Genomic DNA, 26,161 nt, shown 5'->3' on the forward strand with positions numbered 1-26,161 from the left:
TAAGCAAGCTTAATCTTACAATATTGTCATGTTGGTGAAAGGTTAACCCATAGGAGAATATAGGAAACATCGGGTAGACTGTAGTCAGAAGGTTAGAATAAGAAGAAAAGAATAAGAGAGTAAGTTAAGACATTAAGCGTTAAAGGAGTTGTACTTATGGAGATATGTTCCGTCCAACAGATCAGTAAAATCTATAAAGGTGTTGTTTCATACGAGGCTTTGTCAGGTATTGATCTCAGCATTCAGGAAGGGGAATTCGTGGGTATCATGGGGCCGTCAGGAAGTGGAAAAACAACGCTGCTGAACATGATTTCAACCATTGATCATCCCACTTCAGGTGAATTACGAATCGCAGGCCAGAACCCGTTCGAGTTGAACTCGGATCAGCTTGCCTTGTTTCGACGGAGAGAATTGGGCTTTGTCTTTCAATCGTTCAATTTGCTTAATACCCTAACGGTGAAAGAAAATATTGTGCTGCCCTTAACTTTAGACGGTGTTTCTGTTCGGGACATGAATGCCCGAGTATCTGAGCTAGCAAGCAAGCTTGGCATTGAAGCTATTTTGAATAAACGAACATATGAGATTTCGGGAGGGCAGGCGCAACGTACAGCAATAGCCAGAGCATTAATTCATTCTCCCAAGCTGATTTTGGCAGATGAGCCGACAGGTAATCTGGATTCGAAGGCAGCCAAAGATGTCATGGAGATTCTTGAAAAACGCAATCGAGAGGATCAGGCGACGATGCTGCTGGTAACCCATGATGCTGTTGCTGCTAGTTATTGCAGCCGAGTGGTATTCATTAAGGATGGCAAGTTATATAACGAGATTCATTACGGTGATAACCGCGCAGCCTTCTACCAAAAAATTATTAATGTATTATCCCTGATGGGAGGCTCTGGACATGAATTTTCGCCAGTTCGCCATTAATAATGTTGTTCGAAATAAACGGATTTATCTGGCTCATTTTCTAAGCAGTACGTTTTCGGTAATGATCTTTTTTATCTATGCACTGCTTCTGTTTCATCCCGATTTGAAGGATGGTTTGAAGGGATCTTCCACGACCGTGACCATCCTTGCTAATCAGGGTTTGATGATTGCCGAAATCATCATTTTCATCTTTTCTTTTCTGTTCTTGTTATATTCAGTAGGTTCATTCTTGAAGACACGCAAGAAGGAATTCGGTATATTCCTGATCATCGGCATGACTCGAAAACAGATGAACCGACTTTTGTTTATGGAAAATATGTGTATTGGTATCGCTGCCATCGTGGCGGGGATCGGGCTTGGACTGATATTTGGTAAATTAGTTTTGCTCATCTGCGGTTCTATGCTTGCGGTGGAGAACAGTCTGAGATTTTATTTTCCACTCAAAGGAATTCTACTGACAGCCGGAGCGTTTCTGTTGCTCTTTGTGGTCATTGCCTTGTCGTCGTCATTGCTGATTCGTAAGGGAACGCTGATTGATCTCGTGAAGTCAGAGGAGAAACCGAAGCCTGAACCTAAAGCCTCGCGCTTGCTCTCGCTGCTCTCGGTTGTATTGATTGGCGGCGGGTATACAGGTGTATTTATCTTTGCATGGGGGTTATATCTGTTTCCGTTACTGTTTGGCAGCGTGATGAGTGTCATTGCAGGGACGTATCTATTGTTTACGCAGCTTAGCGTATATGTCATTCGTGCACTCAAAAAGAATGAAGGATTGTTTTTTCGCAAAACCAATCTGCTCTTCCTGTCCGAGCTTACGTATCGGATGAAAGATAATGCGGTTATGTTCTTTATGGTAAGTGTGATATCGGCTTCGGCCTTCACAGGCATAGGCAGTATGTTAACTATAGGGGACCCAAGGCTCTCGTCTCTGGCGAATCCATACGCGTTCACTTATATGAATTCAGGAGATACGGATTCAGCAGTCGTTGATCGGCATCTCCGAAAGATTGAAGAGACGCTCGTCGACAATGAAGTCCCTTATGTGAAGGGGAGTTACCAATATTTATATGAGAACGACAGCAATTATATCATCAAACTCAGTGAGTATAATCGTCTGGCCAAAGCGCTGGGCTATGAAGAACGGGTGCTGGATCGCGATGATCTTGCGTTTAATACACCACCCAATATTGCGGCTCGCAAAAAATTGTTAGATATGAAAGAGGACAGCTATCCATACACTGTTGATTTATATGTAGGTGAACAGCATGCACAGATGCAGATGTTGCCGCCAGCGACCGATTTGGTCATTCCAATTGATAGTGAGATCGGCATCTACGTTATCTCGGATGATATGTATAAGAAGATTCGGGAAGCCTATATTGCAGAGATTGAGATGGAAGTTGATTTTTACTCTAGTCAGACGACCTTTTTTGTAGTCAAAGATTGGATGGCTACGCGCAGTTTTGCTCCAGATTTGCTGGATTCCATTGAAAAGGATCGCCCGGATCAAGGGTATATCGATTTCGGTTCTCTTGTCGTAGACTGGCTGGACAATAAACAAACCAACGGGATTATTCTAATCCTGAGCGGGTTGATTGGTATTGTATTCTTTACCTTTGCAGCGAGCTTCACGTATTTCAGGCTGTATGCTGATCTCGAGCGGGATGAGGCGCAATATCGCATGATTGGTAAAATGGGACTTAGTCGTCTAGAGCTACGCAAAATTGTAACAAGGCAGCTTGTACTGATGTTTTTCCTGCCGCTGCTGATCGCATTAATTCACAGCTCGGTTGCTTTTGCAGCGCTGTATCAGCTAGTGCAGTTCTCGGTTCTGGATCATAGCCTCCGCGTCTTTATGGTGTTTGTCTCGATGCAGGTGGTATTCTTTGCACTGGTACGCTGGCGTTATCTGCGCCATATGTATTCAAAGCTGGTGTAACAACGAGTTTACCTTGTACTGTTCACTGTTTTTATCAGCCTTGACCGCAGGTCAGGGCTTCTTCTTTTTTTAGCAAAAGCAAGAAAGAATAGCATGAATGAAGGGACTTCATATATAGTAAAATAAGTAGAGAGGACTACAAATAAGATTACATATGAAGATGAGGATATGGAGGGGAAATTTTTGTTCAAAGGCAATTCATTTGTAAGGTTCAGTATTGCACTGGCCCTGATTTTGGTTAATATCTATTTATTATCTCGTGTGAGCTTTATCTTTCAGCCGCTTGTCACGATGATTACGGTAATCACTGTACCCATGATGCTGTCCGTATTTTTTTATTACCTGTTACGGCCGCTCGTAAAGTACATGGAATCGCTGAAATATCTGAACCGTACGCTTAGCATTTTGCTGATTTATATTGTAGCCATTATGTTAGGAGTAGCGTTTATTGTGGGATTGTGGCCGTCTCTGCGGGAGCAGTTAGAGAATCTGGTGAACAATGCTCCTGATCTGATCCATTCACTGAGTCTGCAATTAAAAGAGTTAGAGCAGAACGGAGCGATTCAAGCGCTGTTTCCTAATGACTCCACTCCTTTATCGCAAGTGACCGATTACGTGAATAAAGGTTTTACGTTTGTGACCAACTATATGAGCGGTTTGATCTCGTTAATTTCCAGTTTTGCGATTATTCTATTCACCTTCCCGATTATTCTATTCTACATGCTGAAGCAGGACAAGCTGTTTGGGCGTAAACTGGTGAACATTGCTCCAAATCGCTTTAAGAAGGATAGCCGTGCAGTGGTACTTGAGATTGATCAAGCTCTGAGCGGATTTATCGTGGGCAGAGTGCTCGTTAATGTGGCATTGGGTGTGCTGATGTACATTGGTTTTCTACTGATTGGTCTTCCGTATGCACTTCTGTTAACGGTGGTGGCGGTGATTATGAACTTTGTGCCGTTTATCGGAGCCATTGTGTCCTCCATACCGATCGTGATTATGGGTCTGGTTGTATCACCGTCCGTTGCCATCTGGTCACTTGTTATTATTCTGGTATCTCAGCAGATTCAGGATAATCTCGTTGCCCCATACGTGTTTGGTAAAAAACTGGATATCCACCCGCTGACGACTATCATTCTTGTCTTGGGAGCAGGAGATCTGGGAGGCATCATTGCCATTCTGATTATTATTCCGGTGTATATGATTGTGAAAATACTGCTCGTTCGAATCTACCAGATGTTCTTCAAAGAAAAGTGGCAAAATGCCTAACTATCAATGCATATAATGCCTAGCTGCCAGTGCGGACATATTCTCTGGCAGAGCAGAAATGTAACTGTCCGTAAACCATGATAGAATAGGAGAGACAGCATCCATTGTGACTACACCAAAAAAAAGATCATAAGGAGAGGAACTTATGTCTGAAATCATTGAACAACCTACAAAAGAAGCGGAATATATTGCACCTCCAGCAGCTCAGCTAGGGACCATACATATCTCCAATGATGTTGTGTCCAAAATTGTTGGCATGGCTGCGCAAACGACGCCGGGAGTGTCTTCGATGTCTGTTGGATTGACAGAGGGACTCGCCAAGAGTATCAGTGGCAAAAGCTTGCAAAAAGGAATAGACGTTTCAATTGAGAATGACGAAGCTTCGATTCAACTGCGTATTAATGTGCACTATGGTCTCAACATGCAAGAAGTCTGTCAGAATCTGCAACACAACGTCCAACAAGCCGTTGAACAGCTAACAGGTGTGATCGTGAAAGAGGTCAGAGTACAAGTTGTGGGTGTTACCATGCCTGAGAATGTGTGAATCTTAAATTAAATCTGGAAGATCGACAGCACCTTTCTGTAGATAATTACAGAGAAGGTGCTGTTTTGTGTTTTCGATAATAGGTGGGAGCTTCGCCCATCACTTTTTTGAACATTTTGGAAAAGAGAAGCTGATCGGAATAACCCACGGAACGCGCAATATCTCCAATGCTTAAGTGAAGATCCAAGGTCAACTCGGCAGCTCTACGCATCCGGTAATGGACTAGATAGGATTGAATGCTGCTGCCCATCTGGTCTTTGAATAACGAACACAAATAACTGCGCTGCAAGCCGATGTGTGAGGCAATGGATTGAACCGTAATCGCGTTGGCATAGTTCATTTCAATAAAATCAATCACCTGAGTTACATACGTTTCCTTGCCAGAATGGGTGGTAGGCTGCAAGCTGTCGGCGTGAGCACGATCCATAAGGATAGCAAAAAATTGATATAACCATCCCGTCACGCTGATTTCCCAGCCTTTGTGTGATGTGCGAGCATGAACAATTCGGTGCAGACAGGATCGCATCTCATCGTCTTCATCACCAAGATCAAAGATCGGTTGTTGTTCAGACAAGCAGGCTTGCTGCAAAAAGGAAGCGCTATGTGTGCCCTGAAAAGCAACCCAGCTATACTCCCATGGATCATCTGAATCCGCTTTGTAATGGACAACCGAGTGGGGTACGATGAGGAAGCCTTGGCCTTTTTGCAGATGGTACGTCTTCCCGGACACTTCGAACGTGCCCTTACCGCTCAATACATAGTGAATTTTGTAGTAGTCCCGCATCGCGGGGCCAAAATGGTGTCCGGGTGTACAGGCTTCATTGCCATAATGAAGGAGTTGCAACTCCTGAAAATGAGAGTTTTTGAACAAATACGTAATCACAATATTCACTCCTGTGTTCTTTCGATGTTTCTTCTGTTTCTTGCATTTTAACATATTCAAGTGGCGAATGAGCTAAAAATTTATAGACTTAATGGGAAGTATAACAATCATTTTGCTATATCAATGTAGCGATAAACCATATCGGATCAGCTTGCAAAAGGACTAAGATATAAAGGCACTGACGGATCGAACAACCTGATAGAAATGAGGGAAGGTACGAGATGCCTTATATTGCAAATGAACAACGATATGATGATATGAGCTATGCGCGCTCAGGGAGATCGGGTATCCAACTGCCGCAGATTGCACTCGGGTTATGGCAGAATTTTGGCGGCAATCGCACGCTGGATGTTCAAGAAGACATGATTTTACGTGCGTTTGATCTCGGGATTAACCATTTTGATCTGGCGAATAACTATGGTCCTCCACCAGGATCAGCAGAAGAGAACTTCGGCATGATCTATCACAAGCATCTGCGCCCCTACCGGGATGAATTGTTGATCTCGTCAAAGGCAGGCTATCATATGTGGAGTGGCCCTTACGGTGAGTGGGGTTCCCGTAAAAATTTGATTGCTAGTCTTGATCAGAGCTTGCGCCGAATGGGACTGGACTATGTAGACATTTTCTATCATCATCGCCCAGATCCGAACACGCCACTAGAAGAAACGATGACGGCACTTGATCACATCGTACGTCAAGGGAAAGCGCTGTATGTGGGCTTGTCCAACTATAATGCAGAGCAGACCCAAGAAGCGGTGACGATTCTACGCCGCCTTGGTACACCGTGTCTTGTGCACCAGCCGAATTATTCGATGTTGAACCGCTGGATTGAAGAGGGTCTGCAAGAGGTGCTGGATGAACAGGGGGTAGGCTCCATCGCATTCTGCCCGCTTGGTCGGGGTCAGTTGACGAACAAATATGTAGATAAAATCAAAGCGGAACGTAATAATCCAACAGGAACGCTGAAAAAAGAATCGTACACGGACGAACGCATTGCCAGATTCGAAGCTCTGCAAGCCGTAGCGGAGCGAAGAGAACAGACGATCTCTCAGCTTGCGCTCAACTGGGTATTACGTAGTAACCGCGTAACGTCTGCATTGATTGGGGCCAGTCGTGTCTCTCAGATTGAAGAGAATGTTGCTGCACTTAAGGCTGCCGAGCTCACAGCCGCAGAGCTGAGTGAGATTGAAACGATTCTGGATGGAATCGGCAACTATCCTTGGTAAATCGTTAGTGAACAAAATTACGTTAACAATGAGTACCTTTTCTCTACCAGAGGAGAGGTGCTTTTTGTGTTGTGAAAGGGAGGAACTGGCGAATCGGATGCCATAAGGTTTATACTGGGATGATTCGTTATTAGAGCAAAAAGGGGATTTGAAGGAGTGGGAGAAAAGAAATCTAAAAATTCAAATAATGAATCAGCTTGTCTGGTTCTTAGCAGAATCAGTATAAAAAGTATCTTGTTCATAGTACCTGGTCTTAGGATTTGATGTATAATATAAAGACGCTATAAATTAGAATGATAAAGGAGAGGCTCCATTTGAATTTTGAACAGTGGATTTCGCCCGAAACCTATAACCTGACATCCGAGATGGAGAATCACCCGCCAGACCGGATTGCACTTAGATGGCTCAGCGATCAGAATGAAGTGGAAGAGATTACGTACGGTGAGCTTTTGAAACAAGCCAACCGCTTGGCCGGAGGTCTACGTGAGCTTGGATTAGTGAAAGGAGATCGGGTGCTGGTCATGGTACCACGCCGGATTATTGCATATGTGATATACATCGCCTGTCTGAAACTTGGCCTTGCCGTCATCCCTTCCTCGGAGATGTTGCGTGCAAAAGATCTGGAATATCGTCTGCGGCATTCATCTGCGCGGGCAGTGATCGTATGGTCTGAGACAACTTCGGAAGTGGAAAAAATGGACTCCGATCTGTCAGCACTTGCGCATCGTATCGTAGCATCCCCTAAAGGGGATCACATGGTTCCTGGTGAAGACTGGGTTAACGTACATCAATTGATGCAAAATCAACCGGATGAGATGACTGCTGTGCAGACCCATCGTGATGATATGGCTATTCTAGCCTATACATCGGGAACAACGGGTAATCCCAAAGGTGTCGTTCACAGTCATGGCTGGGGTTACGCACATCTGCGAATTGCATCGACACTGTGGCTGGATATCCAACCTTCCGATACCGTATGGGCAACAGCAGCACCTGGATGGCAAAAATGGATCTGGAGCCCGTTCCTGTCTGTACTCGGCAGAGGCGCCACCGGGCTGGTATACAACGGATCATTCCAGCCCAAGCGTTATTTGGAGTTGATGCAGGAGCACCGGATTAACGTACTCTGCTGTACGCCAACAGAATATCGCCTGATGGCTAAAACCGATGATCTCGGACATTTTGACTTATCTCATCTGCGTAGTGCTGTATCCGCGGGCGAGCCGCTGAATCAGGAAGTGATTGAAATCTTCCAGCGTCATTTTGACCTTACGATCCGAGATGGTTATGGACAGACCGAAAGCACACTCTTGATCGGCAGTCTAAAGGACGCACCGATTCGTATTGGTTCCATGGGGCAGTCGATTAGTCCTGGATTAATTGAAATCATTGGTGAAGATGGACAACCTCTGTCAGCGGGAGAGGTTGGAGATATTGCTGTGCATAAGGACATGCCAGCATTGTTCCGTGCTTATTACCAGGACGAGGGCCGCAAGGAAGCGAACCAACGCGGTGATTATTTTGTCACAGGAGATCGGGCAAGCAAAGATGAAGAAGGTTATTTTTGGTTTGAAGGCCGCAGTGATGATATCATCATCAGCTCCGGATATACCATTGGTCCATTCGAGGTGGAAGAAGCGCTCATGAAACATGTGAGTGTGAAGGAATGTGCTGTCGTTGCTAGCCCGGATGAAATACGGGGTAATGTCGTGAAAGCTTTTATTGTGCTGAGAGATGCCTCGCAGGCTTCAACGGAACTCGCACATGAGCTGCAAAGACATGTGAAGGAATGGACTGCACCTTATAAGTACCCTCGTAAAATTGAATTTGTGGCTGATCTGCCAAAGACCAACTCAGGTAAAATTAGACGGATTGAACTGCGTGAGCAGGAAAAGCGTAACGTATAACTTCTAGTATGAAGGATGCAACGTAGATGCTTAGAGCGAAGCATGTTGAGAAGTTATGAATACTTGGAAAACAGCTAATGAATCTAATTGAAGCAGGAGTGAATGAATATGAATTCGTTTGAGCAGTCATTTGCAAAATCATTGGAACAATATGCAGAGCTTGTAGTCAAAGTGGGCGTGAATATTCAAAAGGGCCAAGACTTGCTGGTGACAGCACCTATTGAAACTCTGGAATTCACTCGTCTGATCGTCGAAAAGGCATATGCTGCTGGAGCGCATTATGTGCAAGTCGATTTCGAAGACGATCACATTACACGCAGTCGTTTCGAACATGGGTCTGACGATAGTTTTGACTATTACCCGGCGTGGAAGGGCGATATGATGGAAAAGTTCGCAGAAGCTGGTGGTGCTACGCTAACAATCAAAGTGCCTGACCCGGATCTATACAACGGCATCGAAGCGTCCAAAGTATCCCGTGCAACCAAAGCCGCAGCAGAGGCTCGCAAAGGATATGCAAAATACACGCGTAACCATGAAATTAGCTGGTGTCTGATTAAAGCACCAACGAAAGCATGGGCGGATAAAGTTTTTGCCGATATTCCGGAGCAAGATCGTATTAACGTGATGTGGGATACGATATTCAAAATGAATCGTGTAGATGGTGGAGATGCGGTACAGAACTGGAAAGAGCATATCGAAACACTGAACAATATGAGTGAATTGTTGAACAAGAAAAATTATAAGAGTCTGCACTATCGTGCGCCAGGTACGGATCTCAAGATTGAACTGGTCCCTAACCATATCTGGGGCGGCGGTGGCAGCGAAAACAAACAAGGGGTCTACACTGTAGCCAATATGCCTACAGAAGAAGTGTTCACCATGCCTAAGCGGAGCGGAGTGAACGGTTATGTGAGCAGCACGATGCCGCTGAACCTGAATGGACAGCTGGTAGACCAGATACGCATCACCTTTAAGGATGGTCAGGTCGTTGCTTACTCAGCGGCTTCTGGCGAAGAGCACTTGAAGAATCTTTTCGCGACGGATGAAGGTGCTCGTTATCTTGGCGAGGTTGCGCTGGTACCACATGATTCTCCCATTTCGAATCTGAATCGTATTTTTTACAATACGGGCATTGATGAGAATGCATCCTGCCATCTGGCTGTCGGAAGTGCATATCCGTTCAATATGAAGAATGGCACAAGCATGTCGAATGAAGAACTGTTAAAACATGAATGCAATGTAAGTCTTACACATGTTGATTTTATGATTGGTTCCGCAGAACTGGACATCGATGGAGAGTTACAGGATGGCACAGTGGAGCCGGTATTCCGTAAAGGAAACTGGGCATTCTAAAATGTTGAATAGGTAAGATGATGCTTGGATTCACAGATTGTAAAATAGATCCATGAGATTAGGGTCAGCCGGATGAAATCTGGTTGGCCCTTTTTTGCGCTCTGGTGAGTTCATTAGAACGAAGTAACAGGCACACAAAGTTCACATAGATGCTGATCAAGCAGTTGAGGTCGATATCTTTCAATAACGGGTTTGTGATCCATACGATAGCCTTCCGCCTGTAACTGCGGGATCATCTCGTTCCAAGCTTTCTGAATACCCTCGGCGGTATGCGGAATCGTGAAAATGAGGTAGCTTCCACCGGGGAAGGTTCCTCTATGAATATCAAAGCCAGATTCGGTATCGAAGTCAAAATCATCAGGAATAACGATACATGCGTCGTATCGACAATGCTCCGGTAGTGTTGTGGCAGGATTATCTTGAGGAATACCAATCAAAACGGCATCTTCATTCAACAGCTGCTTCTGATTCGCCCATTGTTTCAGTTCTTCCATTGCTCGAATGTTGGATGGCCCATAAGGTCCGGTTTGGCGCACATAAGCAATTCTGGCGGGTGGAAGCTGCTCGAAATACATGTTTTTCATCTCCATGATCAACATCTCCTTTTGGAAAATAATGCTTACCTCAGCATGCTAACATGGTATAAAAAAAATTGCATAATCATTTTTCTCCAAAGTAGACGCAAAATGAATGGGAATTATAGAAACGAATAGCCAATGAGGCGGTAATATACCAAAAAAAGCCACGAATCCGTGGCTTTTCATGTTTATATGTTGGAATATGTTGGAGAAGGTTAAATAGATGATACCAAAGATAAATTATTCGGCGTGCATTTTATTAAAGCTGACATATTCATGGATGGGCTTACGATATCCGCGTGGACGCTGTTTCGATTCGGATTTTTTGCCGATTGTGATCAGCATAGCTGGTACGTAGTGGCCTGGAATGTTGAGGCTCTGCTGCAGCTCCTCCGCATTAAATCCAATCATCGGGCATGTATCCCAACCGCGGTCTTGTGCAATCAACATGAATTGCATCGCGGACAGGCTGGCATTACGAATTGCGTCCTCACGCTGAAAGAATCTGCCGCGTGTTTCGTAAAATTCGGTAACACTTTGCGATTCCTGCTCGTATTGGAACGGAGTCAGTACACCGAGATTGAGCAATCCTTCGTTAATTGTACGGATATGATGATGAGCGTTAACATCGCCAAGGACAACGATAACTGCGGATGCCGTCTTGACTTTGTATTGCTGTGAAGCCTCATATACTTTCTCTTTCTGCGCATCATCTGTTAATACAAGATAGTGGGTATGCTGCAAGTTAAATGCGGATGGAGCGAATTTGTTCAAGGCAAACATTTCTTCTAATTCCGACTCCGATATTTCAATGCCTTCTTCAAAAAGAACAGTAGATCTGCGGTTTTTTATCAAATTGTCTAGTTCACTCATGGTGGCTAACCTCGCTTATGTATGATTTTCTTCCTAAAGTGAATATAACACACTTAATTACTTTATGTAAGTATTATTTTTGAATAAGACAAGATATGCTCGCCATAGGCTAAAAATAAAAAACAGAGGTGAGTTATGCGATCATTCATCCTCAGATTGAAGTCAGCCTGGCAGCATCGTGAATTCCGTGTGTACGTCTTTGAATCCTCCGCCCTTAAGCGCTTTGTGGTAGTAGAGATCATTTTGGGTTATCTTGTATACGAAGTTGCCTTGTATCTTTGCCATAATGATTTCTGGGCTGGAGCAAGCACTTGGGCGGGAACTGAAGGTGTGAAACGGTTGCCGATCTTGATTCGCCGAATTGCCGGCGTTTAAAAGGGTTCTATTCGATTGTTAATTCGCGCGTTCCAGATACTGCTCTAGTGTAAGTTTTTGACTCGTAATCTCACCAGCAATGTACACACCTACGTAACGAACATGCCAAGGTTCATAAGCATATCCTGTCGATTTCTCCTGATCCTTGCCATAACGGATGATGAAACCATACTTGTGGGCATTGTCTTTTAACCACTTGCCCTCTTTGGTATCGCCAAAGCTCTGCTGAAGATCATAACCTGCGGAAGCGCTGGAAATATCCATGGCGAGTCCGGTCTGATGCTCACTCTGTCCTGGCCGAGCACTGGTTTTGTTAGCGACAGTCTCACCTTTAATGCTGGCATTGCGTTCGAAAATTGATTTTTGGGTCGCGTATGAACGATAGCCGGAAACCGCTTTGAGATCGATCCCGTCTTTTTTGGCAGCAGCAAACAACTTCTCAATAGCAGTGGCAGCAACTTTACGCATTTGCTTTTTCGGACTGGAGCCTGAGAAGCTGAAGGGGATGTTAGGAACAACCAGGTCTGTAGGTTTGTACGTGGACGGCAAATTTCTTTTTTTATTAACAAGCACGACTGTACTCGAAAGATTGGTGATGGTGGCAACACCTTTACTACTGGTTGTAATCGTGCGGCTTGGCGCATTGTCTTTCAAAAATTGTGAGAAACTTGAAGTGGCGGCTGAAGCCGTTGGATGAAGCACTTGGTTGATTGGAAGGGGAGTAAAAGCTGTGCCTGTAAGCACTGAACCGAGCAGGAATATGGATATGATAGATTTACGTGTAAACGATGGCATGATGAAATCCTCCTTGGAATATATCAATCTATAAACCAAGTATACTAGAGGATTCGATCCTAATGTTCTTCAATTGTTCCGACTTGTAAAAAAATTGCAAGAAGCGTCGAATAAGGGGGGATCTCCCCCCTATAACATGCAAGTATCAGAAGAATTAGATGTTCCTGCAGCGGCGGAACGTGCATCACGGAGCCGGAGATTACTGCTGATTACACCGGAGTCACTGCTTAACGTAAAGGCAGGATAGTTTTTTTGTGCATCCAGTTTCATACTGGATTCTAGGTTGAGCTGATGTTTGGGATCTACATAAAACGGCACGAGGTTCGTTTCAATCTGCTCATCCAGAGCCGCCAGTTCATCCACAATCAGCAGCACGACAACACCGTTACAGCCACAGCCTTCCATATCGTAAAATACTTTGAAGTAACCTGGTCGATCATTCAGACTTTCTGTTAAACGCTGGGCTGCCAGATCAGTAATTTGAATATGCATATCGCTTCACTCCTCTATATATTGACATCATTATAAATGGTTAAGGAACATTCAGCCTGTATTGCCATTATACCACTTTGTCGAAAATTAAATCATTCTTGTTCTTGACTGATCAGTCCGGAATGTATATGATAGGCATTAACGAAAGGGAGGTGGACACTACACTTGGCAAGAGCGAAAGAATTTGACACAGAACAAGTTTTACGTAAAGCAACCTCGGTTTTTGGAGCTTACGGTTATGAAGGAACTTCGTTATCGATATTACTTAAAGAGCTGGGAATTGCCAGACAAAGTCTCTATGACACTTACGGAACGAAACATGATTTGTTTGTCTCTGCTCTGAAGTTTTATGTACAGCAGAAGACAGAAGCATCCGTGCTATTGTTAGAACGAAGCACCAGTGTACGTGAAGGTATTCAGCACTTGTTTGACGAAGCAGTAAACGTGTTAACAGACCCGCATCGGCGCAACGAATGTTTCATTATTAACAGCGCAGTCGAACAGGCACCTCAGCAGCATGAGATCGCTTCTTTTATCCAGACGAACAATCGCTGGATGGAAAACATATTGTACACTGCACTTCTACGAGGATGTGCAGCTGGAGAGTTACAATTCCAAGAACAGGAACTACGCCGTATTTCACGTTTTCTAAACTATACCAGGCTCTCGTTGACATATGCAGCTAAGAGTGGCGCTACTGAGGAAGAGTTACGAGAACTTGTGCTAACGACTTTGATGGTATTGGATTAAACGTTGTGATCGTTTTTTCATAAATGAACGCATTAAGCGTTTATTTTTTCGCTAATTCCAGACTGATCGGTCTGAAAAAGGAGAGGTTTATATGACAACTCAACCACAAAAGGGCAATCAGCAAGATGTACCTCAGCATATCATGCAACAATTCACTGGACTTCTACTGGATGGCAAATTCGATCAATGGACAGAGTTGTTTGACACCAACGCAATTTTTGAATTTCCTTATTCTCCTCCAGGTTATCCTCGGCGCTTGGAAGGCAAAACAGCCATTGCCAACCATGTGAATACACTCTTTACACTTCTAGAGATTCAACATTTTAGCGAGCCCGTCATTTTGCTAGATACCAATCAACAGCGGTTTGTGGCGGAGTTCACTTGTGAAGGCGTGTTTCTGAGTACAGGCAAACCATACAATCAGACTTATATTTCTGTCGTTAGCTATGAGGGTAGCAAAATCACACATTACAGAGACTATTGGAATCCGCTTGTCCTATTGGAATCAGAGAATAGAGGTCATACACATGAACAATGAGAGACCGTTAACACTTATCACAGGAGCGAGTGGCAAGACCGGAAGTCGCCTTGCTGCACAGCTACAGAAACATAAATATCCAGTACGTTTGGCTGGTAGAAAGCAGTTTTCGTCTGTGGATTCCAGAGGGGATTATGTCTATTTTGACTGGTACGATCCAGGCACATATGGAGCTGCATTAAAGCATGTAACCCAAATATATCTTGTTGTGCCGGGGCCCCATCGGCAGACGATAGCTGATTCAGGTAAAATATACAGTGCAACGGGAGAAGGTAAAATTGGTTTTGTCAGTGCGGACGATATCGCAGCGGTTGCCTTCCATACCCTAACTGATGCTGTGCCTCACAATACAGACCACATCATAACCGGTCCGGATTCGTTATCCTATGCAGAAGTAGCAGAGACGGTTAGTGAATTGTGGAACCAACCTATCCAGCATGAATCGATATCAGAAGAAATTTTGAGAAACCAGATGGTTGAAGCAGGAATGCCAGAAGAGTATGCGACTTTACTTGCAGGTTTGGATACTTTTATTAAAGAGCAGGGAAGTGAAGATCAGGTAACCGATACGGTTCAACGCATAACGGGCAATCCTCCCTTATCCCTCCATTCGTTTTTCTCAGCACAGACGAACACTCAGTTGCATGAATGAAGAACATTCTAAGGTGACATTAGTTAGAGCTCCTGCCGGCGTAATGAACCTCTCATGAAGCACATGATAACGTTTCAAGGTAAATGTGCATTACATGTCGAAAGGTACTAGTAGCAGTGGGAGTTTCAAAAATGTACTTTGCAAAAGGGGAAGCCTCAGGCAACAGGTTCTCTCCTCTCCATAAACTTGTAGGGAGGGGCATTGTCTGGGGTACATCCAACTTCTGCAAGGAATGGCAGAGAGGATGAATATGAATATGACAATGTCAGCCCAAGGAATGCACCTTGAACGAGGACAATGGACAACCGAGCCTGTCCACACCCGTATAGACGGGGAAAAGCTTATTGTTCAGGCGGAGGAAGGCAGTGATTTTTGGGAGGAGACCTTTTATAGTTTTTGCCATCGCAATGGACACGCATTACTTGAACCGTGGGATGGATTACAGGCTGTCGAAGTTTCGTTCGATCTAGCTTCGTTTACGGAATTATATGATCAGGCAGGGTTAATGTTATGGCATGGAGAGCGCGAATGGATTAAAGCCGGTGTTGAGGTTAACGATGGTATTGTACATGTCGGCGCGGTTGTCACAGATCAGTTCTCGGATTGGTCCCTGTCACCTGTACCGGAATGGAAAGGCCGGATGGTTACCATTCGTGCATCCTACCATCAGGAGTCCGTTGTTATACGTGCTCGTACAGACGAACATCCATGGAGAACGATTCGGGTAGCCCGCTTCGCTTATCCTCAAGACAAACAAGCCGGACCGTTCCTATGCTCGCCCAAACGCGCAGGGTTCGAGGTGGCTTTTACGAGATGGACTTGCACGCCATCCGACGTGGATTTGCATACCGATCCACCAAATCATGAATAAAGGGCATGTTTCACAATAGGGCAAATTCCTGCAAAAATATGTTAATTGGATAGGTGTGGGGATGAGCATAAACTCTCCATTCCCAGCTCTGATCAAAAGAAGCAAGTTTCTCCGGCTGGAAACTTGCTTCTTTTGATCATTCCTCATTCTTTTTCTTCATTGTCGTTCATTTCACGCATACGTTCCTCATAATCCTCCAGAAACCATAATGGGTCCATGTTGTTTTCTTCGCCATTATAGTTGATGAGAATCTCTTCACCGGCTTTGATGTCCTTATACGCGTAAAAATCAAAGGTGTGATTCTCAAAGTTGATATCGTACGTAGCATTAGGTTCGTAGGAATGATTAATCAGGCTGCCATATCCCAGCAGGATCGCCGTATGATTAGCTCCATATTCGAAGACGTAATCCTCCAGAATCGTTTTTTCAATATGTTCATGATCTTCATTCGGATAAGGCACAACGGGTGCCTGATGGATGAGCTGGCCTTTGGGTATATCCACCGTTGCAAATACCCCTCGGTTAAACTCGCCGCCGTCACCCAGTTTGGACTGTTTTACTTCAATCATAAGATTCACCTGATGCTCTCTGTGAGAGCTCCGTTCTATTAAAATAGTTGTATTTGTTTAAGGCAAAATTTTAACCCATCCGCAGCGATAAGGCAAATGGAACATCCATAATATAGCTGTAGGTTTACAATGCAGGGGTTAAACGAGATCCATTTTGAAATAGGGCGTTGAGTTGTGTGGGAGATAACGCTTATAATATACAAAGAATTAAGTCTATATAGAAAAGGTGTCATGAATGAGTATATTAAATGTAGAAAAATTAAGTCACGGTTTTGGTGACCGGGCTATCTTTAACGACGTTTCATTCCGCCTGCTCAAGGGCGAGCACATTGGTCTGATCGGGGCGAATGGAGAAGGTAAATCCACCTTCATGAATATTATTACGGGTAAGCTTCAGCCTGACGAAGGCAAAGTGGAATGGTCCAAACGCATGCGTGTAGGTTACCTTGACCAGCATGCTGTACTTAGCAAAGGACAATCGATCCGCGATGTGCTACGCAGTGCGTTTCAGTACCTGTTTGACATGGAGCAGGAAATGAACGATATGTATGGCAAAATGGGTGATGTTACACCCGAAGAACTGGAGCAGCTTCTTGAAGATGTAGGTACAATCCAGGATACACTGACGAACCAGGACTTTTACATGATTGATGCAAAAGTGGATGAGACTGCACGTGGTCTGGGCTTGACCGATATCGGTCTGGACAAAGACGTTAACGATTTGAGTGGAGGACAACGGACCAAAGTTCTGCTTGCGAAACTTTTGCTCGAAAAACCGGACATCCTGCTTCTCGATGAGCCGACGAACTATCTGGACGAACAGCATATTGAATGGCTCAAACGTTATCTACAGGAGTATGAGAATGCCTTTATTTTGATTTCTCACGATATTCCGTTCTTGAACAGTGTAATCAACCTCATTTACCACATGGAAAATCAGGAACTCACTCGTTACGTGGGTGATTACGACCACTTCCAGGAAGTATATGAGATGAAGAAGCAGCAACTTGAGTCTGCGTATAAGCGTCAACAGCAGGAGATTGCGGACCTGAAAGACTTTGTTGCGCGCAACAAAGCCAGCGTGGCAACACGTAATATGGCTATGTCCAGACAGAAAAAACTCGATAAGATGGACGTTATTGAACTGGCAAAAGAAAAACCGAAGCCGCAATTCAATTTCCGTGATGCTAGAACATCCGGCAAGCTCATTTTTGAAACCCAGGGGCTGGTTATTGGATATAACGAACCTTTATCCAGACCACTTGACCTGCGTATGGAGCGGGGACAGAAAATTGCGTTGGTCGGTGCAAACGGGATCGGGAAAACAACCTTGATGCGCAGCATTTTGGGTGAAATCCAGCCGCTCGAAGGTAGTGTTCAGCGCGGCGAAAATCTGGAGATTGGATATTTCCAGCAAGAGATGAAAGAAGCCAATTACAATACGTGTATTGAAGAAATTTGGCAAGAGTTCCCTTCCTATACTCAATTTGAAGTCCGTGCGGCACTAGCTAAATGCGGGCTTACGACGAAACATATTGAGAGCAAGGTTGCTGTCCTCAGTGGGGGAGAAAAAGCAAAAGTACGTCTCTGCAAGCTGATCAACAATGAAACGAACCTGCTCGTGCTCGACGAACCGACGAACCACTTGGATGTGGATGCGAAGGATGAGTTGAAACGTGCACTTCAAGCATACAAGGGCAGCATCTTGCTGATCTCGCACGAACCCGAATTTTATCGTGATATCGTGACAGACACATGGAACTGTGAGTCCTGGACAACGAAAGTATTCTAATAACGAAAGTATTCTAAAAAGGCACTGGGATAGTAAGCCGTTTAACAAAGGAAACCAAGTTCCGATTAGGCTTACAGGTAAAGGCGCGTATTTCACTTGCATAGAGCATGTGAAATACGCGTTTTTTGTCATATTAGAGAGAGGATGGAATAGGACCAATGAATGGTTGACAGCCTTAAAAGCAAGTTATATTCTAATGCTAGAAAACGTTTACATTTAATGCTTAAGAAACCTGTTTATGACATGGGTGAGAAAGAAACGGTTCTCGGTAACGTTGGATGATTTGCACATGCCTGAGTAAACGGGTCTTTTTTCGTTCTCTAATGAAACCGATTTCATTTATTGAGGAGGTGTGATCAGCGGAAGATGTATAGTCTGTGGCCTGATTGCCTGAATGATGTGAACTGAAGTTCAACTACTACGTTGGGTGTGTATGGAACCTGTTTATATTTTCTGATGCAAAGGAGCGAATTGAGATTGAATAAACGGAGAAAACCGATTGCAATCCTGTTATCCGCCGCACTGATATTATCTTCAGGACCGTTGATGTACCCGAACAAGGCTCAAGCAGATGGAAACCTTATTCCTGAATTGTGGATTCAAGACGATTTTTCCGATGGAGACTATACCGTTTCACCTGAATGGCATGTGATCTCAGGGGAGTGGCAAGTGACATCCGATCCCGTGGATGCATCCAATCAGGTTCTTTTTCAAAATGGTACCGATGAAGGCTTTATCACAACGGGGGAGTCCATACCGGATAAGACGGTGTCAATGCGTTTTTATACAGGGGCGGGCGAAGGATTTCCCGGCATTTTGCCGCGATTTCAAGATAAGAGCAACTACTACTATTTCCAAATGCAGGTGCCGGCCAACAAACTCGTTTTTAGTAAAAGAGTAAATGGCGCAGATACCACACTAAAATCGGTTGACTATACATTCAACAAAAATACATGGTATACGCTTAAAATGGTGCTTTCAGGCACGTCCATTCGTGGTTACATCGTGCAAAATGGGATGGATCGATTGGTTTTTGATCTGAACGATGCATCCATTCCAACCGGCAGAGTTGGCGTTCGGAACAAGTGGCAGACCGTACATATTGATGATGTCATCATCGCGGATCTGCCTCGAATGAATGACGCTGTGCTTGCAAAGGATGGAGAGACGGCATCTTCGATTTCATTGCATTGGCCAGAGATTGAAGGAGCAACAGGTTATCGTCTGTATCGTTCGAACACGCAAGAAGGCGGATACTCGTTGGTGAGTCAGATGTCATCAACAAGTTATGTAGATGAAGGGCTAAGCTCGGATACAACTTATTACTACAGACTTGCCTATAACTACGGAGCGTTAACCGAGTCACAGTTGTCTGCTCCGCTTGAAGCAAAAACGGCTGCCGAGGTTCCACAGGCTCCGGGTGATCTGAGAGCGACAGCGCTCACTACGACAAGTGTCAAATTGACCTGGAATACGGTAAATAAGGCGAGCGGTTATCGTGTCGTTCGCGCTGAGCAAGGAACGGAACAATATGAGCAGGTATACGACGGCAATAATTTAACATTTACAGATCAGGCACTTGAGCCAGGAAAGAGCTACAGCTATCGGGTGACCGCGTACAACACTGCGGGTGAATCGGCATACAGTACAGCGGAAGTGCGGACGTACGCTGTTGATTCTCCTTCAGGATTTGCCGTTACTGCTGCAACGGATACGTCCATTTCCTTGAGGTGGGATGCACTGCCTGGATCAGAAGTCACCTACACGGTATCGAAGGCGACCAGTGCTTCAGGGACGTATCAGCAAGTCTATGCAGGGAGTGCGAATTCGTTAGACGACACAGGTCTAACGATGGGTACGGGTTACTTTTACACGATTCAGGCCAAAGTGGACGGAATAGATACACCTGTCTCTGCACCGCTTGGTGTATCGACGGTGCGCACAAGTATTACGCCAGGGCAATTGTGGCCGGATCAGAACGGCAGACCGATTGATGCTCATGGCGCGGGTTTCTTTTACGATGAAAAAACAGAAAAATACTTCTGGTATGGTGAATATCATACGGGTGGTTGGCCTGCTGCGGGTGTGCGTGCTTACTCCTCCAAAGACCTGATGAACTGGACGGACGAAGGCATAGCACTGACCATGCTACAATCGATGGATGATTTTGACACGAACCCGCTAATAAAGGAACTGTATGCTGGTCGCGAAGATCGTGTGGACATCTGGGCAGATATACGCAAAGGACGGATCATCGAACGGCCAAAGGTCATTTACAATGATAAAACGAAAAAATACGTCATGTGGGCCCATATGGATGGAGACAAGGACCCTTACAACAATAATGCCAATTACGGTAAAGCAAAGGCTGGTTATGCAATCAGTGACTCCCCTGCTGGACCTTTTGTATATCAGAAAAGTTATCGTATGGACATGGCCCCTGAAGGCGAGAAGGACTATTTCCCAAGTGATCGAGGCATGGCTCGTGATATGACGCTGTTTAAGGATGATGATGGCACGGGTTACCTGATTTACTCCAGCGAAGAAAATCTGACGTTATACATTTCCAAGCTCACCGAGGATTACAGTGACGTCACAGGCTGGCACAAGCAAGGCCTTAAGGATGATAAAGGCAATCCTGTTCGTGATAGCGTGTATCAGGCGGAGTACGGTGTAGACTATGTTAGAGTATTTCCTGGTGGGCAGCGTGAAGCACCGGCCATGTTCAAGTATCAGGGTAAATATTATATTTTAACATCAGGTGCAACAGGCTGGGCTCCTAATGAGAACAAAGTTACGGTGGCGGATCATATCTTCGGACCTTGGTCGGCGATGACAAACCCGTTTGTCCGCACACTGCCGAGTGATCCAGATCCCGGGAAGGCTTTTGGTACGCAGACAACTTCAGTCATCCCGGTTGATCCGGAAAAGGGCAAGTTTATTTATGTAGGCGATATGTGGAACGGAGGCAATTTCGCCAATGATGCAGCCAAGTACGTCTTTTTGCCGATTGAATTCGGCATAGGCTCAGACATTGCGATCAAGTGGTATAACAGCTGGACACCCGATCTGCTGGATTCAATGGGGAAGGTAGATATCGTAGATAAGCTGCCAGAAGCGGTAAAACTTGGCGAAGTGCCGACCTTGCCTTCCACTGTGAAGGTGCGTGATGGTAATGAAGTGGTGTCAACGCTAGCCGTATGGACGATTAATGGTCGAGTGATGACAGCAGAGGATTTCGACAAGCCTGGGCCGCTCACGTTACAGATCACAACACCTGAGTTTAACAATAAAACACAGGCAGTCCGTGTGTTTATCGTTCCGGAGAATACATTATACTTTGTGAACAGCGGTGGTTATGATACGGCAGATTACAAGCTGATGACTAGTTATATGAAAGATACGCTCTTGCATCCGGGAAGGGTGGATCAGATGTACGCTCCGGCTAAAGGCCAATCATGGGGATATGTTAGTGCCGATGCGCTGCCTTCCGGTTCGAACGGCGGTGATATATTTTCAACCGTGCGTTACTTGAATGGCGGTAATGTAAGCAACTCGCCCAAAGGCAAAGATTTGACGTATAGCTTTGATATACCAAACGGTGAGTATGATGTGTATGCGGGATTCAATGACCCGTGGACGAATACTTCACGTCGTGCGGATTTTATCATTAACGGTACAAACACCGGGGTGGTTACTTATATACCTGCTAGTGTTCGGGCCCACAAGGGCATTAAGGTATCTAACGGTAAACTGGATGTCACAGTTCGTAATACGGCATCCCAGGATCCACTGATCAGCTGGATTATGATTGTAAAACCTAAAAGCTGATACTACATCACCGGGTGGATTTTAAACATAGAAGAAAGCTTACTTAAACCTGAATTCAGGTTTAAGTAAGCTTTTTTTTGCTTTTCTGTCCAATGCTACTGGCAAAGTAAAAACCGTAGATTCGGACGTTTTATTCCTTTATCAGAGAAACTGATAAATGGTATAAAATCATTGAAATTGACCCCTAACCCCCAGTGTGTTAGGTTCTAGAGAGAAGAAATTAATAAGATCAATTTAGTAGGAATTAAAATTGAAGCATGGCGTGAGGTGGCAGATGGTGGAACTTCAAGTGACAAATAGTCCTTTTAATCAAGAGCAAGTAGAATTGCTCAATCGTCTTATTCCTACATTAACGGACGGACAACGAATCTGGCTTAGCGGATATATTGCAGCGTTTCAGTCAGGTACGGCGACAGCAGTCCAAACAGGCCTGGCCCAACAGACTGGAGAAATTCCGGCTTCTGTACCTGTTAATACTCCTGCAATATCCCGTGAGGTTACGGTATTGTATGGTTCACAGACGGGCAACTCCATTGGATTGTCGAAAAAGCTCGCTAAAAAACTGGAAGAACAAGGACTGCAGGTGACCTTGTCCTCCATGGGTGATTTTAAACCGAACGGACTCAAAAAAATTGAGAATCTTCTGATCGTGGTCAGCACACATGGAGAAGGTGAGCCGCCGGATAATGCGATTCCGCTTCATGAGTTTCTGAATAGCAAACGAGCACCAAAGCTGGACGGACTTCGATATTCTGTACTTGCTTTGGGAGATACGTCTTATGAATTCTTTTGCCAGACAGGTAAGGATTTTGATAAACGCCTTCAGGAATTAGGCGGAACGCCACTGGTTCCAAGAGTGGACTGTGATGTGGACTTTGACGAGCCAGCTGCAGAATGGATGAATGATGTCCTGGCTTCACTTAGCAGCACAACAGCAGCTGCGGGGACGGTAAGCAGTGAAGCGATTACGGCTGCGGTAAGCAGCGGAGAATCCCAGTTCAACCGCACGAATCCGTTCAAGGCGGAAGTGCTTGAAAATCTCAACCTGAATGGTCGCGGATCGGACCGTGAGACACGGCATATTGAACTGTCTCTGGAAGGCTCCAATCTGGATTATGAACCAGGTGACAGTCTAGGTGTCTTCCCCGAGAACCACCCGCGTCTTGTCGATGAATTGATTGCAGCTATGGGCTGGAATGCAGATGAACGTGTTACGGTGAACAAAAACGGAGATCAGGTATCGGTCTATGAAGCTCTGTTACGTCATTATGAAATTACGGCAGTAACCAAACCGGTGGCAGAGCAGCTTGCCAAGCTGAGTCCAGAGAGCGGATTAGCGGCATTGATCGCCAATGATGCAGAATTCCGTAACGTTATGAACAGCTGCGATCTGCTTGATGTAGCTCAGGATTATGCATTGAAAGGTATTCCAGCCGCGGATTTCCTGGCGGTTCTTCGAAAAATACCAGCACGCCTGTATTCCATTGCGAGCAGTTCGAAATCCTACCCGGACGAGGTTCATCTGACGGTACGAACCGTACGTTATGAAGCGCGTGGAAGAGAGCGTTATGGGGTATGCTCCGTCCATCTTGCTGAACGAATCGAACCTGGGGATACCTTGCCAGTGTATATTCAGCATAATCCCAACTTCAAATTACCGGAGAATCCAGACACACCAATTATTATGGTCGGTCCTGGGACAGGTGTAGCCCCATTCCGAGCATTCCTTGGCGAACGGGAAGAAACGGGTGCTGAAGGGAAAACGTGGTTGTTCTATGGAGATCAGCACTTCGCTACCGATTTCCTGTACCAGACGGAGTGGCAACGTTGGCTCAAGGATGGAGTTCTTACAAAAATGGATGTAGCCTTCTCCCGTGATACGGAGCAGAAAGTATATGTTCAGCATCGGATGCTGGAACACAGCAAGGAATTGTATCAATGGCTTCAGGAAGGAGCGGCCGTGTACATCTGCGGTGATGAGAAAAAAATGGCTCATGATGTGCATGCTGCGCTGATTACGATTCTAGAGCAGGAAGGCGGCTTGTCGTCTGAGCAGGCTGCGGAATACATGACAAGGTTGCAACAGGAGAAACGTTATCAGCGGGATGTGTATTAATCTGAGGCTGAGCCGAAAGGTTATATCCCGCAGAGACGAGAGGAGAAAGCGGCATGGCTTATAATAATTTACTTAATCCGCAACGTACGAACAGCGATGTGGAAGATATTAAGATCAAGAGTAATTATCTGCGCGGAAGTCTTACCGAAACACTGGCGGATCGGATTACCGGCTCGATTCCTGAAGATGATAACCGCCTGATGAAACATCATGGCAGCTACATGCAGGATGATCGTGACTTGCGCAACGAGCGTAACAAATCCAAGTTGGAGCCGGCGTATCAGTTCATGCTGCGGGTGCGTGCTTCCGGCGGTATCGTAACACCCGAGCAGTGGCTGATGATGGATCGTGTTGCTCATAAATATGCGAATCAGACTATCCGACTGACTACTCGCCAATCGTTTCAATTGCATGGAGTATTAAAATGGGATCTCAAAAATACAATTCGTGAGGTCAACGATTCTTTGCTTAGTACACTGGCCGCTTGCGGAGACGTGAACCGTAACGTGATGTGCAACCCGAATCCATACCAGTCCGAAGTGCATGCTGAAGTGTATGAATGGGCTTGCCAAGTAAGTAATCATCTGGACCCTCGTACACGCGCTTATCATGAGCTGTGGTTGGATGGGGAGAAAGTGATTGACTCTCAGGAGTCGGATGAAGAAGTTGAACCAATCTACGGCAAAGTGTACTTGCCGCGTAAGTTCAAAATTGGTATCGCGGTACCACCGTCCAATGATGTGGATGTATTTTCACAGGATCTCGGTTTTATCGCGATTGTAGAGAACGGCAAACTGCAAGGCTTCAACGTATCTGTCGGTGGAGGAATGGGGATGTCTCATGGTGATCCGAAGACGTACCCTCAGGTGTCCAAAGTCATTGGCTTCTGCACGCCGGAGCAGATGATCGATGTTGCTGAGAAAACTGTTATGATCCAGCGTGACTACGGGGATCGTGCGGTACGTAAACATGCGCGGTTCAAATATACCATTGATGATCGCGGACTCGAATGGTTTACAGAAGAGTTAACCAGCCGTCTGGGCTGGAGCTTGGAAGCTGCGCGTCCATATCATTTTGAACATAATGGAGATCGGTATGGTTGGGTGAAGGGCAGTGATGGCAAATGGCACTACACCTTGTTCATTCAGAACGGACGGGTAAAAGATGTAGACGGATACCCGCTTATGACGGGTTTGCGTGAAATTGCTAAAATACACACGGGTGATTTCCGTCTGACGGCCAACCAAAACCTGATTATCGGCAACATCAGTAGCAAGAAAAAGAAAAAGATTGAAGCGTTGATGCAGGAATACAATCTGACAGATGGGGCTCACTATTCAGCACTTCGCCGAAGTTCTATGGCTTGTGTTGCGCTCCCAACGTGTGGTCTGGCCATGGCTGAGTCTGAACGTTATCTGCCTTCATTAATCGATAAACTGGAGCCTGTACTCGATGAAGCGGGTTTGCGAGACGAAGAGATCGTTATTCGTATGACAGGCTGCCCGAATGGGTGTGCTAGACCGATGCTTGCAGAGATTGCTTTTATCGGCAAGGCACCAGGCAAGTATAATTTCTACTTGGGCGGTAGCTTTACAGGTCATCGTCTGAATAAATTGTACCGTGAAAATATCGGTGAGGATGAGATTCTGAATATACTGACACCGATGATTAATCAATATGCAAAAGAGCGCAACGAAGGTGAGCATTTCGGTGACTTTGTTATTCGTGCGGGGTATGTACCTGAAGTGCTGGATGGACGACAGTTCCACGCCTAAGCTCATCGTTTACGAAAAAGCATTCCTTTCATGGAGTGCTTTTTTTGTCTCATTGGTTTGAGTTAAGACAGAATAAATCTAATGACTTTTCCCATTTTTACGTAGCTAGAAA

The 26,161-nt window shown here is 45.2% G+C and carries 22 protein-coding genes; 16 read left to right on the plus strand and 6 right to left on the minus strand.

Annotated features, from left to right (window positions below; translation table 11 throughout):
- Nucleotides 1-156: 156 nt before the first annotated feature.
- The 4 genes from PQG66_RS04860 to PQG66_RS04875 all read left to right on the plus strand — a co-directional run bounded on the left by PQG66_RS04860 (nt 157) and on the right by PQG66_RS04875 (nt 4,673).
- Complete coding sequence (locus tag PQG66_RS04860; RefSeq protein WP_272035696.1) at nt 157-927, plus strand: ABC transporter ATP-binding protein; 771 nt, start codon at nt 157-159, stop codon at nt 925-927.
- A complete protein-coding gene (locus PQG66_RS04865; RefSeq protein WP_272035698.1) occupies nt 902-2,863 on the plus strand; it encodes an FtsX-like permease family protein in 1,962 nt (653 codons plus the stop codon). The genes PQG66_RS04860 and PQG66_RS04865 overlap by 26 nt, the downstream gene beginning before the upstream one ends.
- Nucleotides 2,864-3,046: 183 nt before the next feature.
- The gene (locus PQG66_RS04870) at nt 3,047-4,129 is read left to right on the plus strand and encodes an AI-2E family transporter (RefSeq protein ID WP_272035700.1); all 1,083 of its coding nucleotides are present in this window, start codon (nt 3,047-3,049) and stop codon (nt 4,127-4,129) included.
- A gap of 145 nt (nt 4,130-4,274) precedes the next feature.
- Entirely contained in the window at nt 4,275-4,673 is a 399-nt protein-coding gene (locus PQG66_RS04875) for an Asp23/Gls24 family envelope stress response protein (protein WP_272035702.1), read from the plus strand.
- A 46-nt stretch (nt 4,674-4,719) separates the two neighbouring features.
- On the opposite strand, the gene PQG66_RS04880 is transcribed toward PQG66_RS04875, so the two are convergent.
- The gene (locus tag PQG66_RS04880) at nt 4,720-5,556 is read right to left on the minus strand and encodes an AraC family transcriptional regulator (RefSeq protein ID WP_272035704.1); all 837 of its coding nucleotides are present in this window, start codon (nt 5,554-5,556) and stop codon (nt 4,720-4,722) included.
- Between the two features lie 221 nt (nt 5,557-5,777).
- On the opposite strand from PQG66_RS04880, the gene PQG66_RS04885 reads away from it, so the two are divergent.
- From PQG66_RS04885 to PQG66_RS04895, 3 genes are all read left to right on the plus strand, one after another.
- Nucleotides 5,778-6,782, plus strand: a complete 1,005-nt coding sequence (locus tag PQG66_RS04885; RefSeq protein ID WP_272035706.1) for an aldo/keto reductase — start codon at nt 5,778-5,780, stop codon at nt 6,780-6,782.
- A gap of 365 nt (nt 6,783-7,147) precedes the next feature.
- Nucleotides 7,148-8,689, plus strand: coding sequence for an acyl-CoA synthetase (locus PQG66_RS04890; protein ID WP_272036486.1), 1,542 nt, complete (start codon nt 7,148-7,150; stop codon nt 8,687-8,689).
- Nucleotides 8,690-8,797: 108 nt separating this feature from the next.
- The gene (locus PQG66_RS04895; RefSeq protein WP_272035708.1) at nt 8,798-10,042 is read left to right on the plus strand and encodes an aminopeptidase; all 1,245 of its coding nucleotides are present in this window, start codon (nt 8,798-8,800) and stop codon (nt 10,040-10,042) included.
- A 113-nt stretch (nt 10,043-10,155) separates the two neighbouring features.
- Here the strand turns inward: PQG66_RS04895 and PQG66_RS04900 are convergent, their stop codons facing one another.
- Together PQG66_RS04900 and PQG66_RS04905 are read right to left on the minus strand one after the other, a co-directional pair.
- Nucleotides 10,156-10,632: an AraC family transcriptional regulator gene (locus PQG66_RS04900; RefSeq protein WP_272035711.1), complete on the minus strand. Its 477-nt coding sequence runs from the start codon at nt 10,630-10,632 to the stop codon at nt 10,156-10,158.
- Between the two features lie 228 nt (nt 10,633-10,860).
- A complete protein-coding gene (locus tag PQG66_RS04905; protein WP_272035713.1) occupies nt 10,861-11,493 on the minus strand; it encodes a nitroreductase family protein in 633 nt (210 codons plus the stop codon).
- Nucleotides 11,494-11,628: 135 nt separating this feature from the next.
- Between PQG66_RS04905 and PQG66_RS04910 the strand changes: the two genes are divergently transcribed.
- A complete protein-coding gene (locus PQG66_RS04910) occupies nt 11,629-11,868 on the plus strand; it encodes a hypothetical protein (protein WP_272035715.1) in 240 nt (79 codons plus the stop codon).
- Nucleotides 11,869-11,886: 18 nt separating this feature from the next.
- On the opposite strand, the gene PQG66_RS04915 is transcribed toward PQG66_RS04910, so the two are convergent.
- Together PQG66_RS04915 and PQG66_RS04920 are read right to left on the minus strand one after the other, a co-directional pair.
- Entirely contained in the window at nt 11,887-12,663 is a 777-nt protein-coding gene (locus PQG66_RS04915) for a M15 family metallopeptidase (RefSeq protein ID WP_272035717.1), read from the minus strand.
- A 129-nt stretch (nt 12,664-12,792) separates the two neighbouring features.
- Nucleotides 12,793-13,155, minus strand: a complete 363-nt coding sequence (locus tag PQG66_RS04920) for an iron-sulfur cluster biosynthesis family protein (RefSeq protein WP_272035719.1) — start codon at nt 13,153-13,155, stop codon at nt 12,793-12,795.
- A gap of 165 nt (nt 13,156-13,320) precedes the next feature.
- Here PQG66_RS04920 and PQG66_RS04925 point away from each other — a divergent pair, with 165 nt between their 5' ends.
- The 4 genes from PQG66_RS04925 (at nt 13,321) to PQG66_RS04940 (ending at nt 15,966) form a co-directional block, all read left to right on the plus strand.
- Nucleotides 13,321-13,905 (plus strand): TetR/AcrR family transcriptional regulator, encoded by a 585-nt coding sequence (locus tag PQG66_RS04925; protein WP_272035721.1) that lies wholly within the window; start codon nt 13,321-13,323, stop codon nt 13,903-13,905.
- A gap of 91 nt (nt 13,906-13,996) precedes the next feature.
- Nucleotides 13,997-14,443, plus strand: coding sequence for a nuclear transport factor 2 family protein (locus tag PQG66_RS04930; protein ID WP_272035722.1), 447 nt, complete (start codon nt 13,997-13,999; stop codon nt 14,441-14,443).
- Complete coding sequence (locus PQG66_RS04935) at nt 14,433-15,095, plus strand: hypothetical protein (RefSeq protein ID WP_272035724.1); 663 nt, start codon at nt 14,433-14,435, stop codon at nt 15,093-15,095. The genes PQG66_RS04930 and PQG66_RS04935 overlap by 11 nt, the downstream gene beginning before the upstream one ends.
- A 232-nt stretch (nt 15,096-15,327) precedes the next feature.
- Entirely contained in the window at nt 15,328-15,966 is a 639-nt protein-coding gene (locus PQG66_RS04940; RefSeq protein WP_442955005.1) for a DUF1349 domain-containing protein, read from the plus strand.
- 143 nt (nt 15,967-16,109) lie between these two features.
- On the opposite strand, the gene PQG66_RS04945 is transcribed toward PQG66_RS04940, so the two are convergent.
- Nucleotides 16,110-16,535 carry an SET domain-containing protein gene (locus tag PQG66_RS04945; RefSeq protein WP_272035726.1) on the minus strand — a complete coding sequence of 142 codons (426 nt, stop codon included), beginning with the start codon at nt 16,533-16,535 and terminating at the stop codon, nt 16,110-16,112.
- Nucleotides 16,536-16,770: 235 nt separating this feature from the next.
- Here PQG66_RS04945 and PQG66_RS04950 point away from each other — a divergent pair, with 235 nt between their 5' ends.
- From PQG66_RS04950 to cysI, 4 genes are all read left to right on the plus strand, one after another.
- Nucleotides 16,771-18,327 (plus strand): ABC-F family ATP-binding cassette domain-containing protein, encoded by a 1,557-nt coding sequence (locus PQG66_RS04950; RefSeq protein ID WP_272035728.1) that lies wholly within the window; start codon nt 16,771-16,773, stop codon nt 18,325-18,327.
- A gap of 477 nt (nt 18,328-18,804) precedes the next feature.
- Nucleotides 18,805-22,158 (plus strand): fibronectin type III domain-containing protein, encoded by a 3,354-nt coding sequence (locus PQG66_RS04955; protein ID WP_272035730.1) that lies wholly within the window; start codon nt 18,805-18,807, stop codon nt 22,156-22,158.
- Between the two features lie 277 nt (nt 22,159-22,435).
- Nucleotides 22,436-24,274 carry an assimilatory sulfite reductase (NADPH) flavoprotein subunit gene (locus PQG66_RS04960; protein ID WP_272036490.1) on the plus strand — a complete coding sequence of 613 codons (1,839 nt, stop codon included), beginning with the start codon at nt 22,436-22,438 and terminating at the stop codon, nt 24,272-24,274.
- A gap of 53 nt (nt 24,275-24,327) precedes the next feature.
- A complete protein-coding gene (cysI, locus tag PQG66_RS04965) occupies nt 24,328-26,049 on the plus strand; it encodes an assimilatory sulfite reductase (NADPH) hemoprotein subunit (RefSeq protein ID WP_272035732.1) in 1,722 nt (573 codons plus the stop codon).
- The last annotated feature ends 112 nt before the right edge of the window (nt 26,050-26,161 follow it).

Source organism: Paenibacillus sp. JJ-100 (assembly GCF_948329825.1).
In the GTDB taxonomy this organism is placed as follows: domain Bacteria; phylum Bacillota; class Bacilli; order Paenibacillales; family Paenibacillaceae; genus Paenibacillus.